The following is a 13,480-nucleotide window of genomic DNA, read 5'->3' on the forward strand; positions in this document are numbered from 1 at the left end:
CCCGATCTACCTCCCATTACTCAATAGTCAAAAATCATAGACCTTTTACTTCTTACATAAGATTACATTGTTCTCATTGTAAATGTCATGCTTTCAATAACATTCGTTAAGGCATTTGCAGTATCTAAGGAAGTGAGACATGGTACGCCATTTTCTACAGAAGTTCTGCGGATTTGGAAACCGTCTCTTTCAACTTCTTTACCTTTTGTCATCGTATTGATTACAATTTGAACTTTATTGTTCTGAATTTGAGTTAAGATATCGTCTTCACGACCGATCTTACCTACGACTTGTGCGGGCACATTGTTGTCGTTAAGTTTATGTGCTGTACCTTCAGTCGCAAGAATTCTATAACCTACTTCGTTTAAGCGACGTGCGATATCAACAATTTCTTCTTTATCTTTATCACTAACCGTCATGAGCACTGTGCCGTGGTCTTTCACTTCTACACCACTAGCTGTGAGCGCTTTAAACAATGCTTTTTCCATCGTTAAGTCTTTACCCATGACCTCACCTGTAGATTTCATTTCAGGTCCAAGCGTAATATCAACTTTTTTCAGTTTATTAAAACTGAAGACTGGAGCTTTAACGAAGACACCTTCACTGTGTGGTTGAATACCTGGTTGGTAACCTAATTCTTGAAGGTTCTCGCCCATTACACCACGCATTGCAAGTTGTGCCATTTGAATGCCAGTAATTTTACTCAAGAACGGCACTGTACGGCTTGAACGAGGGTTAACCTCTAGCACGTAGACGCCATCATGTGCGATAACGAATTGAATATTGATTAGACCCACGATATTGAGGCCTTTCGCTAAACGCATTGTGTAATCTTCAAGTGTATCCACTTCTTCTTGCGTTAAAGTTTGAGGTGGATAAACTGCGATAGAGTCACCAGAGTGAACACCTGCACGTTCGATGTGTTCCATGATACCAGGAATAATCACTGTCTCACCGTCTGAAATTGCATCGACCTCAATTTCTTTACCTGTAAGATAACGGTCGATTAACACTGGATGATCTGGACTTGCTTTAACCGCTTGATTCATGTAGTTCTTCAATTCGTCATCACTGTTAACGATTTCCATCGCACGGCCACCGAGTACATAAGATGGGCGAACGACAACTGGATAACCGATTTCACGCGCGTTCTCTAAGGCACCTTCTGGAGATGTCGCTGTCTTACCTTTAGGTTGCGGTACGTCAATTGTGTGAAGTAACGCTTCGAATTCCTTTCTATCTTCTGCACGGTTAAGGTCTTCAAGCGTTGTACCTAAGATATTAACACCGTGTTTAGCTAGTTTGTCAGCTAAGTTAATCGCTGTTTGACCACCGAATTGAACGACAACACCTTTAGGTTGCTCTAAATCGATGATGTTCATGACATCTTCTTCAGTAAGTGGTTCGAAGTAGAGCTTGTCTGAGATTGAAAAGTCTGTAGAAACCGTTTCAGGGTTGTTATTCACAATAATTGCTTCATATCCAGCATTTTGAATTGCCCATACAGCGTGTACTGTCGCATAGTCGAATTCTACACCTTGACCGATACGAATCGGACCAGAACCAAGTACTAAGATTTTCTCTTTATCCGTAACGATAGATTCGTTCTCTTGTTCGTAAGTACCGTAATAGTATGGTGTAGTAGACTCAAATTCAGCCGCACAAGTATCAACCATTTTATAAACAGGTGTAATACCGTTATCTTTACGTAGTTGATAAACTTCATCTTCTGTCATGTCGAAGCGGTGGGCAATCACACGGTCACTAAAGCCGTAGTTCTTCGCATATTGAACGTAGTCCACGTCGCCTTTGTGTTCTTTCAAGTCATGTTCAATGTCGATGATTTGTTGGAATTTATTTAGGAAGAAGTAGTCAATCATCGTCATTTCATGAATTTCTTCTAATGTTGTACCACGGCGAATCGCTTCTCCAATGAAGAAGAGACGCTCATCGTCTTGATCTTGAATACGTTGTTTAATGTAATCTAAGCTATAGCTTTCACCATTTGGTAAACCTAAGTGGTGTACGCCATATTCTAATGAACGGATTGCTTTTAATAATGATTCTTCGTAAGTACGACCAATCGCCATAACTTCCCCTGTCGCTTTCATTTGCGTACCGAGGACACGTTCACCTTTTTCGAATTTATCGAATGGGAAACGTGGAATCTTAGAAATCACGTAGTCTAACGCAGGTTCAAACGCTGCATAAGATGTTCCAGTGATTGGGTTTAACATTTCATCTAGAGTTAGTCCTACAGCGATCTTAGCCGCAAGCTTCGCAATTGGGTAACCTGTCGCCTTAGATGCAAGTGCTGATGAACGAGATACACGAGGGTTAACCTCAATGATATAGTATTGCATTGAATCCGGATCTAAAGCGAGTTGTACGTTACAACCCCCTTCAATACCTAACGCGCGAATGACTTTCAATGATACGTCACGTAACATTTGATATTCAACGTCAGAAAGCGTTTGACTTGGTGCCACTACGACGGAGTCACCAGTGTGGATACCCACTGGGTCAATATTCTCCATGTTACATACTACGATCGCGTTGTCGTTCTTATCGCGCATTACTTCGTATTCAATTTCTTTGTAACCTGCGATTGATTTCTCAATTAAACATTGTGTGGCTGGGCTGTAGTGAAGTCCATTGGAAACAACTTCACGTAACTCTTCATCGTTATGGCAAATACCGCCACCAGTTCCACCCATTGTAAAGGCTGGACGTACGATGAGTGGATAGCCCACTTGTTCTTTAAAAGTAAAGGCTTGTTCTACGGTATTAACGATGTCACTTTCAGGTACTGGTACATCTAAATCGTTCATCAAGCTTCTGAATTGCTCTCTGTCTTCTGCTTGTTGGATTGACTCTAAACGTGTACCGAGTAACGTCACACCATTTGCCTCAAGCACACCACTATCGTGGAGTTGAATTGCCATGTTGAGGCCTGTTTGTCCACCTAATGTTGGCAGTAAAGCGTCTGGTTGTTCTTTGCGGATGATGCGTGCGATAAAGTCGTGTGTTAACGGCTCGATATATACTTCGTCCGCAATTTCTTTATCCGTCATAATTGTCGCAGGGTTAGAGTTGACTAAGATGACACGGTAGCCTTCTTCTTTCAAGGCGAGACATGCTTGTGTTCCTGCGTAGTCAAATTCTGCTGCTTGACCGATAATAATCGGTCCTGATCCAACGACAAGAATTGTTTCTATATCTTTACGTTTAGGCATGAGTATGACGCTCCTTTTCTTTAAATTGATTCATCATATCGATAAATTCATCAAATAAGTAGTTTGAATCTGTTGGTCCTGGTGATGCCTCAGGGTGATATTGAACTGAGAATGCAGGTAATGTCTTGTGACGTAAACCTTCAACTGTATTGTCGTTAATCGCAATGTGTGTCACTTCTAAATCTGTATTCTCTAAAGAATCTTTATCTATAGAGTAACCGTGGTTCTGACTTGTTAATGCGACTTTACCTGTCTTCAAGTCTTTAACCGGGTGGTTCGCACCTCTATGTCCGAATTTCATCTTGAATGATGTTGCACCTTGAGATAAGGCGAAGAGTTGATGTCCAAGACAAATACCGAAGAATGGAATTTCGCCTAAGATGCCTTTAATCATCTCAATTGCTACTTGCACTTCTTCTGGGTCCCCTGGGCCGTTAGATAACATGACACCATCCGGAGACATGCGTTTAATCTCTTCAGCTGTTGTATCATAAGGGACAACAGTGACATTACAGCCACGCGCGTTGAGTTCGCGCACGATGTTTTGCTTTTTACCAAAGTCCACAAGAACGACACTTAAGTCGAAACCTGTAGAAACATAAGGAGATTTCGTTGAAACTGTTTGTACCTCAGTACGTGGTAATTCTGTTGATTTCAACTTCTCAACGAGTGAGTCAATTTCTTCTTTGTTATCTGTAAATCCAGCTTTCAAGACACCATATTGTCTAATCTTGCGTGTAATACTACGTGTATCGACACCAGAAATGCCTGGAATATCGTATTCAACGAGCACTTCATGGAATGTTCTTTGCGAACGGAAGTTACTAGGATGCTTGCTCGCTTCTTTCACTACAACGCCGTTCAAGCTAGGCACGAGCGTTTCGAAATCATCACGGTTGATACCATAGTTACCGATGAGTGGGTAAGTAAAAGTAATGATTTGTCCTGTATAAGATGGGTCAGAAATTGTTTCTTGATAACCTGTCATCGCAGTGTTAAATACAATTTCACCCATTGTTAAGTTATCTGAACCGAGTGGGTACCCTTCATAATATGATCCGTCTTCTAATACGAGATAACGTTTCTCAATCATTAGATTTCCTCCTTAAATTTCACTGTTCCTTCAACCATTGTAAGCACTGGGTTACCGTATACTTTGTAACCTAAGAATGGTGTGTTACTTGCTTTAGAATGGAAGTCTTCAGCTTTAATTTCGCGCTCTTGATCTAAGTTGATAATCGTTAAATCGGCTAAGCTACCTTCTTCAAGTTTGCCATAAGGTAAGTCGAATGTTTGTGCAGGTTTAATCGTTAAGTAGTCAACAAGTTGTTGTAATGTCCAGTCCCCATCTTTAACGAAGTGAGTGTAAAGTAATGGGAAAGCTGTTTCACTACCTACGATACCAAATGGCGCACGAGTCATTGGTTGATCTTTCTCTTCTGCTGCGTGTGGCGCATGGTCTGTTGCTATACAATCGATTGTGCCATCGAGTAAGGCTTCGATTAGGGCGTCACGATCTTCTTTGCTACGTAATGGTGGATTCATTTTATAAATCGCATTGTCACCTGGCACATCATCTTCAGTAAGCAATAGGTGATGTGGTGTGACCTCAGCTGTCACGTGGATGCCTGCTTTCTTCGCATCTCTAATTGCACGTACACTTTCTTTCGTTGAAACGTGACATACGTGATAATGTGCACCTGCTGCTTCAGCAAGTAACACGTCACGCGCGATTTGCACTGCTTCACAAATGTTTGGAATACCTGGGATGCCTAACTCTTTACTACGTTTACCATCATGCATCGCGCCACCATAAATTAAGCTATTGTCCTCACAGTGTGCTACGACTGCTTTACCTTGTTTCGCTGCCGCTTTCATGGATTCGTACATCATGCTTGCTTCTTGCACACCTACGCCATCGTCTGTGAACGCGAATGCACCATGTTGAGCGAGAGCTTCAAAGTCGACATGTTCTTTACCTGCTTGACGTACAGTGATCGCTGCGTATGGTAAGACACGAACTTGTGCGCTGTCTGCAATAATCTTATTCACATGCTCGAGATTCTCAACAGAGTCAGGTACAGGTTTCGTATTCGGCATCGGACATACGGTAGTGAAACCACCGCGTGCTGCTGCTTTCGTACCTGTTTCAATTGTTTCTTTATGTTCGCCGCCTGGTTCACGTAAATGAACGTGTACGTCAACGAGTCCTGGTGCTACAAATTGACCCTGTGCATCGATTTCTTCCGCATCGAGCGTGTTATCGATTTGGTCGTCAATCATCTTGATGCGTTCACCTTCGATTAGGATGTCTACTTGTTGTAATTCCCCGTTTTGTAAAATTTGTGCATTTTTAATTAATTTCATAGTCATTTACCCCTTTCGATTGTCTAAAATTGTATCAATCACAGCCATGCGTAGGAACATGCCGTTTTCCATTTGTTTAAAGATGCGCGACTTAGGTGCTTCGACGAGTTCGTCAGCAATCTCAACCCCGCGATTCACTGGAGCAGGATGCATGATAATCGCGTGTTCTTGAAGACGTTGATAGCGTTCTGGTGTAAGGCCGAAGTCATGATGATAATGACCCGCTTCAAAGTGATCGACTTCTTCGAAACCATGTCGCTCGTGCTGTACGCGGAGTAACATGACGATATCAACTTGATCGATCACTTCATCCATATCAACGTATGGTGCTCCAATAGCGTCGTCTTGCCATTCTTGTGGGCTTGAGAACATGACGTCTGCACCGAGTGCTGTCAAACTGTGATAGTTGCTTCGGGCAACGCGAGAGTTTTTAATATCTCCACAGATGAGTACTTTCAAACCTTCAAAACGCTTAAATTCTTCATGAATCGTCATGATATCCAATAAACTTTGGGTAGGATGCTGACCACTGCCGTCTCCCCCATTAATGATAGGTATGTTGATATGGTCTAACTTATCATAATAAGCATTCTCAGAATGACGAATTACGAGTAAATTCACGCCGATGCTTTCTAACGTTTTACATGTATCGTATAAGGACTCGCCCTTCTGAACGGATGAAGTAGAAGTTTCAAAGTCCACTAAGTTTAATCCCAGCTTCTGTTCAGCTACGAGAAAGCTACTCTTTGTACGTGTAGAATTCTCAAAGAAGAGATTTGCTACAAACTGATCTTTGTATTGCGGGAAAGGCCTAGCGCCAGATTTAAATTCACTTGCTTTGTGTATCAGGTGGTCAATTTCTGTCGTCGATAAATGTTCCATTGATAGTAAGTTTCTCATATTCTAACCTCCATCTTCTTTCCGTTATGCGTCCTTGCTGTCAGCTGCTGATTTAGGTTGCGGTAATATTAAGTTCAAGATAATGCCTGCTAAAGCAGCTAAGGCCATACCTTCAATTTGTAGGTTGATGCCTAATCCTTTTAAATTAAAAACTAAGTTTCCAATACCAATCACGAGAATGACAGAAGCGATGACTAAGTTGCGATTCTGCGCAAAGTCGACGTTGCTTTCAACTAACATTCTCAAACCACTCGCTGCGATGATTCCAAAAAGTAAGATGGAAACGCCACCCATCACGGGTGTGGGTATGGATGAAATCAAAGCAGTGAACTTACCGATGAAACCGAGCAAGATAGCGATACATGCTGCTCCACCGATGACGTAAATGCTATAAATCTTCGTAATCGCTAGTACCCCGATATTCTCACCGTATGTCGTACTTGGTGGACCGCCGATGATGCTCGCAAACATCGTAGATACACCGTCACCGATGATGGATTTGTCTAATCCTGGGTCTTTAAAGAAGTTACGTCCTACAATCTTATTGATCACCATTTGATGACCGATGTGTTCGCTGACAGTAACGAAGACGATCGGTACCATCACTAAGACGAGCCCGAGATGGAATGACGGAACGTAATCTTTAAACGGTAAGTAAATATCAGGCAATTGCAGCCATTTCGCATGAGCAATCGGTGCGAAGTTAACTAGGCCGATACAAACTGACACGATGTAGCCGACGATAATCCCTACAAGTACAGGTATCAGTGATAGAAACCCTTTAAAGAAACCTTGTACACAAATCGTTACGAGCAAGGTAATCATTGCTACGAGCAAGTAACTCAAGTTGTAACCTTTCATGTCTCCAGAGTTCTCAAACATTGCCATGTTTACCGCTGTCGGTGCTAAGCTCAAACCGATGACCATGATGACTGGACCAACTACAACGGGAGGCAATAAATGCATCAGCCAGTTAATCCCACTGAGTTTGATGATTAACCCGATAATCACGTACATCACACCACTCATGAAGAGTGCGACTAACATATCTCCAAGACTATGGTTGGCAATACCTGAGATGATAGGCGTGATAAAGGCAAAGCTTGAACCCAAGTAGGCTGGGATCTTCGCTCGTGTGATGAGTATGTATAATAAAGTTCCGATTCCTGAAGCGAGTAGCGCTGCTGATATCGGCATATGTGTTAAGAATGGTACGAGTACTGTTGAGCCAAACATCGCAAATAAATGTTGGGTACTCAAGAATGCCCATTGTGAAGGTTTCGGTTTATCTCTGACATCGAGCACCGGTTTCGCCGTGCGCTCAAACAATTGTTCATTTTCCATCTCTTTTTTTCTCCTTTTAAAAAAAGTCTCTTTACTCGGTGTAAAGAGACTGAAACAAGACATCCTTTAAACATGAAAATACACGTTACTCTATGCATGCATAAAAGGACGGTACAGCTGATCCAAAGACATCACTCTTCTTGAATCAGTGTACATGCTTTTTCAGTCTCTCGTACTGATTTAAAAGCTGAATTATTCAATTGCGACGGCATTGCTGTGATCAACTTCTTCTAAGTAGACGGATACTGCTTCGTCACGTGCTGTTGGAATATTTTTACCCACGAAGTCAGCACGAATCGGCAATTCGCGATGGCCACGGTCAACGAGTGCCGCAAGTCCAATCTTATGCGGTCTCGCGTGCCCCAATATCGCATCTAATGCCGCTCTCACTGTACGACCCGTATAAAGTACATCATCAATAATAATCACAGCTTGATCTGTAATTTCTGTGTCAATATCGAAAGGTGGCTGAGTTGTCTCTACAGATGAAGCTTCTTTGTCATCTCTGAACTGCGTGATATCGATTGTGCCAGTGGGTACAGACTGATGTTCAATGGACTCAATCTTCTCTTGGATGCGTTTCGCTAAAAATGCGCCTCTTGTCTTGATACCAAGCAACACAAGACGATCTGTTCCTTTGTTATATTCAAGTATTTCGTGAGCGATACGTGTTACTGTACGTTGGATGGCTGCATCATCCATGATAATTCGTTCAGACATAATCTCCACCTACACTTTGAAATTAGATTGATGTGACACTTAAAGATCAGTTGTGCATACAAAAAACGACCACATGTCTTTATGAAGACATGCGGTCTTGATTGGATACACGTTCGTGATACTCATAACTTAGCGTTAGAGTCGTACATTCATTGAAATAAACGTACGTGAAGGTTGAGCAATTCATAGTCATGACCTCCTCGATAGCGTGCGGAAGTTCTTCACTATGAATCTCATGTATGCGACTCAATATGCGATGTCTTCGGAGCCTCTCTGGACTCATCGTTAAAGACTTGCGTTTTTTTAATATGCGATTTAACTTTATCTAAATTTTACATCTAATACGGTCGAGCGTCAAGTTGAGTTTGAAATGGTTTCACAATTTAATTCTACAGTGAAAGTTCAGTGGTTCTCATCGCTTAACCACAATAGTTATATAAGTCTGGATCGTCTCAACCCTCAATAGACGCCGTAGTTCACATGACAGTGCCTTATCACGCTTGCACCTTTACTTAGCTATCACTATGACGCAATTCATCTAATAGATTTGCGAAGTCATCAGGTACTGGTGCCGTACGTTCGATATACTCACCCGTTCTAGGATGTTGGAAACCAATTACGCCAGCATGTAGTGCTTGGCCACCTATATCCAACGTCTTCTTCGGACCATACTTCGGATCACCTACGAGCGGATAGCCGATATATTTCATGTGTACACGAATTTGGTGCGTACGTCCTGTTTCAAGTTCACATTCCACTAATGTATATTTTTTAAAATGTTCTTTCACATCGAAATGCGTGACAGCTTCTTTACCATCATCGACGACAGCCATCGCTTGGCGATCATTCTTATTACGTCCGATTGGCGCATCGATTGTTCCGTAATTATGCGGAATATTGCCATGCACGAGCGCTGAATATTTACGCGTCACTGTCTTCGCCATCAATTGTTCGACGAGGCTACGGTGGGCCACGTCATTCTTCGCGACCATCAAGAGCCCTGAGGTATCTTTATCGATACGATGTACAATACCTGGTCGGACTTCACCATTGATACCTGATAAATTCTGCATTTGATACATCAAGCCGTTGACGAGTGTTCCAGAGTAATGTCCTGGTGATGGATGCACAACCATACCTTTAGGTTTGTAAACTATCGCGACATCGTCATCCTCATAGTAAATGTCCAAGTTCAAATCTTCGGGTTGAATATCCGCTTCTTCAACTTCTTTCTCAGTCACTTCGATGACGTCGTTCGCTTTCACTTTGTAGTTCGCTTTGACCACTTTATCATTTACTTTTACTAAACCTTCTTTAATCCAGTCTTGCATTTGTGAACGTGACCACTCGCTGTTAAATTCTGGAAGGACTTTGTCAATACGTGAACCAGCTAAATTCGTTTCTGCAATATTGAATTGATGTTGTTCCATGATCTTACCTCCTATTCCTCTTTATTATTCATATCTTTTAACAAAGCAATGATGATGAAGATTACCCCTACCGTCAAACTTGAATCTGCTACGTTAAAAATTGGAAAATCATATCCGAAGATATTTGTGTCGATAAAGTCCACTACTTCGCCATGAAATAATCGGTCGATAAAGTTACCAATCGCTCCAGCGAACAGAAGACTTAAAGCGATTTGCATGAATAAATTGCCTTTCGCCTCTTTAATATAAAAGATGATGAGAATCGCTAATATAATAAGTGTAATGATGACAAAGAAGCCCATTTTACCACTTAAAATGCCCCACGCTGCACCATTATTACGATGTGAAGTGATATTTAAGAAGTGGGGAATCACCATGTAAGAATCGCCTATGGTCATCTTTGCTGCAATTAAATATTTCGTCAATTGGTCTATTGCTAATATCAATAATGTGACTACTACCGTAGTTCCAATATAGTACTGGCGCTTCATTGAGGTACCTCCTCGGTTTTAGTTCGTCCATATAGACAACAACTTTCATTATAGCTTAATCCTTATGTAAACAAAAGTTTAGACCTAGTAATGAATCTTATCATTTCAGAACAAAAGACACCCTCTTGAATGCGCGTGTACGTCATTCAAAAGGATGTCTTTGAGTCATTTTACCTAACCGACTTAGCATCAAATCAATTTATAATCTAATTTAAACTAATGTCTTCACGACAGCTTGGCAACGTGGGCAAAGATCAGTGAGTTCGCCTACTGAACCAAGGTCTTCACTATAGTTCCAGCAACGTTGACATTTCTCGCCGTCAGCATGTTCAACTTTGATGTCACCGTGTGCATAAGAAGCGCCACCTTCAACACTGTCCACCACTTCAGCTTGAGAAGTGATGAATAATTGTTGTAAATCTTCGAAGCCTTGTAAGAATTCTGTAGCGTCAAAGTCACTGTTACTACCAATTGTCACTTTCGCTTCTAATGATTTACCGATGACTTTCTCGTTACGTGCAATTTCTAATGCACGGTTCACGTCGTCGCGAAGTTTCATGAATGTGTTCCATTTCTCAACTAACTCAGTATCAACATCTTGAACTTTCGGCATATCAGTGAGGTGAACACTTTCTTCTTGAACATGTGGAATGTAACTCCAAACTTCGTCAGCAGTATGAGCAAGAATTGGCGCAAGTAATTTCGTCATATCTACGACGATTTGGTAAAGCACCGTTTGCATGCTACGACGTTTATGTGCACTGCGTTCTTCGATGTAAAGAATATCTTTACCATAATCTAAGTAGAAGTTACTGAGTTCTACGTTGATGAAGTTTTGAACTTCTTGATAGATATTTAAGTAATCGAAGTTATCGTAGTTTTTAATTGTGCTTGCTGTGAATTCGCGGAAGCGATTTAAGATGTAGCGATCGACTTCTAATAAATCAGCTTCAGCAATAGCATCTGTTTCAGGATTAAAGTCGTTAACATTACCTAACATGAAGCGCAATGTGTTACGGATTTTACGATACACGTCCGCAGTTTGTTTAATAATTTCATCTGAAATACGTGCGTCGGCAAGGTAGTCTACACTACTTACCCATAAACGTGCGATGTCTGCACCTTTCTGCTTCACGATTTGTTCAGGAACGATAACGTTACCTAATGATTTACTCATCTTCTTACCTTCGCCGTCCATAACGAAGCCGTGAGAGAGCAACATCTTGTATGGTGAACGATTACGCGTCGCTACTGATGTTGTGATAGATGAGTTGAACCAACCGCGGTATTGGTCACTACCTTCAAGATAAAGGTCAGCTGGGAAAGATAATTCAGGGCGTTGTTCAAGTACACCGCGATGAGATGAACCAGAGTCGAACCATACGTCCATGATATCTGTTTCTTTCGTAAATTCACCGTTAGGGCTACCAGGATGTGTGAAGCCTTCAGGTAATAAATCTTTCGCTTCACGATCGAACCACACGTTTGAACCGTATTCTTCTACGAGATCTGCCACATGGTTCACAGTTTCTTCAATCATCACGATGTCGCCATTTTCAGCGTAGAATACTGGAAGTGGCACACCCCAGACACGTTGACGTGAGATAACCCATTCGCCACGGTCACGAATCATGTTATAGATACGTGTTTTACCCCAGTCAACTTTAAAATGCGTCTCTTCAATCGCATCTAAAATATCTTGACGGACTTTATCGATAGAAGCAAACCATTGTGGTGTCGCTCTAAAGATAACTGGTTTCTTCGTACGCCAATCATGTGGGTAACTATGTGTAATGAAGTCTAATTTCAATAGTGAGCCATTCTCTTTAAGTAAATCTGTAATTGGTTTATTCGCTTTGTCGTAGAATTCACCAGCGAACGGACCTGCTTCTTCTGTTAACACACCTTTGTAGTCGACCGGACTGATGACTGGTAAATCATATTTGGTACCTACGATATAGTCATCTTCCCCGTGTCCAGGTGCCGTGTGAACACATCCTGTACCTGCATCTGTAGTAACGTGATCACCGTTAATGAGTAAGACTGTTCGATCTTCTAAGAATGGGTGTTGCGCTTCAACATATTCTAAATCTTTACCTGAGAATTCTTTCACTAATTCGATGTCATCCGTATTCCAACCTAAATTCTCAGCTACATCGTCAACTAAATCTTTACCTACGACGTACTTATGACCATCAACGAGGTATTCTCCGTAAGTTAATTCAGGGTGTACTGTGATTGCTACGTTAGCTGGCAGTGTCCATGGTGTAGTTGTCCAGATGATAAATTGTGCATCTTCATCTACAACATTTTTACCGTCTTTCACATCGAACGCAACGTAGATAGATGGAGAACGTTTGTCGTGATATTCGATTTCTGCTTCTGCAAGTGAAGATTCACTTGATGGAGACCAGTAGACAGGCTTCAATCCTTTGTAAATTAAACCTTTCGCAGCCATTTCTCCGAATAAACGTAATTGCGCTGCTTCATATTCAGGTTTTAAAGTGATATAAGGATTGTCGAAGTCACCACTTACACCAAGACGTTTGAAATCTTTTTTCTGTAATTCAATCTGGTTTAACGCAAATTCTTTACATTTCTCTCTGAATTCAGAAACTGACATTTCTTTACGTTTAACGCCTTTTTTAGTCAATGCTTGTTCGATTGGAAGACCGTGTGTATCCCAGCCTGGTACATATGGCGTATAGTACCCTTGCATCGTCTTATAGCGCGTGATGATATCTTTAAGAATCTTATTCAACGCATGACCCATATGTAAGCCACCATTCGCGTATGGAGGGCCATCGTGAAGAATATATGATGTATTACCTTTGTTTTTCTCTAAAGATTTTTGATAAATCTCTTTCTCATCCCATTCTTCTTGGATCTTAGGTTCTTTGTTGGGTAAACCTCCACGCATTGGGAAAGCTGTCTTTGGCATTAATAGGGTTTCTTTATAATCCATTTCATTCACTCCTTCTTACTATTAAAA

Annotated in this window: 9 protein-coding genes; all 9 read right to left on the minus strand. The window is 41.4% G+C overall.

Features of this window, described 5'->3' with window-relative positions:
* Window positions 1-62: 62 nt before the first annotated feature.
* The 9 genes from carB to ileS all read right to left on the minus strand — a co-directional run bounded on the left by carB (window position 63) and on the right by ileS (window position 13,453).
* On the minus strand, window positions 63-3,236 hold the full coding sequence (gene carB, locus HMPREF2802_RS04530) for a carbamoyl-phosphate synthase large subunit (RefSeq protein ID WP_070502910.1): 3,174 nt from the start codon (window positions 3,234-3,236) through the stop codon (window positions 63-65).
* A complete protein-coding gene (locus tag HMPREF2802_RS04535) occupies window positions 3,229-4,329 on the minus strand; it encodes a carbamoyl phosphate synthase small subunit (RefSeq protein WP_002472821.1) in 1,101 nt (366 codons plus the stop codon). Before HMPREF2802_RS04535 ends, carB begins: the two co-directional genes overlap by 8 nt.
* Entirely contained in the window at window positions 4,329-5,603 is a 1,275-nt protein-coding gene (locus tag HMPREF2802_RS04540) for a dihydroorotase (RefSeq protein ID WP_070502911.1), read from the minus strand. The genes HMPREF2802_RS04535 and HMPREF2802_RS04540 overlap by 1 nt, the downstream gene beginning before the upstream one ends.
* 6 nt (window positions 5,604-5,609) lie before the next feature.
* Complete coding sequence (locus HMPREF2802_RS04545) at window positions 5,610-6,503, minus strand: aspartate carbamoyltransferase catalytic subunit (protein WP_070502912.1); 894 nt, start codon at window positions 6,501-6,503, stop codon at window positions 5,610-5,612.
* A gap of 24 nt (window positions 6,504-6,527) precedes the next feature.
* On the minus strand, window positions 6,528-7,847 hold the full coding sequence (locus HMPREF2802_RS04550) for a uracil-xanthine permease family protein (protein ID WP_049409614.1): 1,320 nt from the start codon (window positions 7,845-7,847) through the stop codon (window positions 6,528-6,530).
* Between the two features lie 192 nt (window positions 7,848-8,039).
* Entirely contained in the window at window positions 8,040-8,567 is a 528-nt protein-coding gene (pyrR, locus tag HMPREF2802_RS04555; RefSeq protein WP_002472870.1) for a bifunctional pyr operon transcriptional regulator/uracil phosphoribosyltransferase PyrR, read from the minus strand.
* 512 nt (window positions 8,568-9,079) lie between these two features.
* Window positions 9,080-9,997, minus strand: coding sequence for an RluA family pseudouridine synthase (locus HMPREF2802_RS04560; protein ID WP_049409612.1), 918 nt, complete (start codon window positions 9,995-9,997; stop codon window positions 9,080-9,082).
* 11 nt (window positions 9,998-10,008) lie between these two features.
* Window positions 10,009-10,488 carry a signal peptidase II gene (gene lspA / locus HMPREF2802_RS04565; RefSeq protein ID WP_070502913.1) on the minus strand — a complete coding sequence of 160 codons (480 nt, stop codon included), beginning with the start codon at window positions 10,486-10,488 and terminating at the stop codon, window positions 10,009-10,011.
* Window positions 10,489-10,699: 211 nt separating this feature from the next.
* On the minus strand, window positions 10,700-13,453 hold the full coding sequence (gene ileS / locus HMPREF2802_RS04570) for an isoleucine--tRNA ligase (RefSeq protein ID WP_070502914.1): 2,754 nt from the start codon (window positions 13,451-13,453) through the stop codon (window positions 10,700-10,702).
* Between the last annotated feature and the right edge of the window lie 27 nt (window positions 13,454-13,480).

Origin of the sequence: Staphylococcus sp. HMSC071G07 (genome assembly GCF_001811435.1) — a bacterium.
Taxonomy (GTDB): Bacteria; Bacillota; Bacilli; order Staphylococcales; family Staphylococcaceae; genus Staphylococcus; species Staphylococcus pettenkoferi.

Bases quoted from the DNA above. Each gene is read 5' to 3' on its own strand.
- HMPREF2802_RS04540 (WP_070502911.1), bottom strand. From the start codon at position 5,603: ATGAAATTAATTAAAAATGCACAAATTTTACAAAACGGGGAATTACAA.
- lspA (WP_070502913.1), bottom strand. From the start codon at position 10,488: ATGAAGCGCCAGTACTATATTGGAACTACGGTAGTAGTCACATTATTG.
- HMPREF2802_RS04535 (WP_002472821.1), bottom strand. From the start codon at position 4,329: ATGATTGAGAAACGTTATCTCGTATTAGAAGACGGATCATATTATGAA.
- ileS (WP_070502914.1), bottom strand. From the start codon at position 13,453: ATGGATTATAAAGAAACCCTATTAATGCCAAAGACAGCTTTCCCAATG.
- HMPREF2802_RS04545 (WP_070502912.1), bottom strand. From the start codon at position 6,503: ATGAGAAACTTACTATCAATGGAACATTTATCGACGACAGAAATTGAC.
- HMPREF2802_RS04560 (WP_049409612.1), bottom strand. From the start codon at position 9,997: ATGGAACAACATCAATTCAATATTGCAGAAACGAATTTAGCTGGTTCA.
- HMPREF2802_RS04550 (WP_049409614.1), bottom strand. From the start codon at position 7,847: ATGGAAAATGAACAATTGTTTGAGCGCACGGCGAAACCGGTGCTCGAT.
- carB (WP_070502910.1), bottom strand. From the start codon at position 3,236: ATGCCTAAACGTAAAGATATAGAAACAATTCTTGTCGTTGGATCAGGA.
- pyrR (WP_002472870.1), bottom strand. From the start codon at position 8,567: ATGTCTGAACGAATTATCATGGATGATGCAGCCATCCAACGTACAGTA.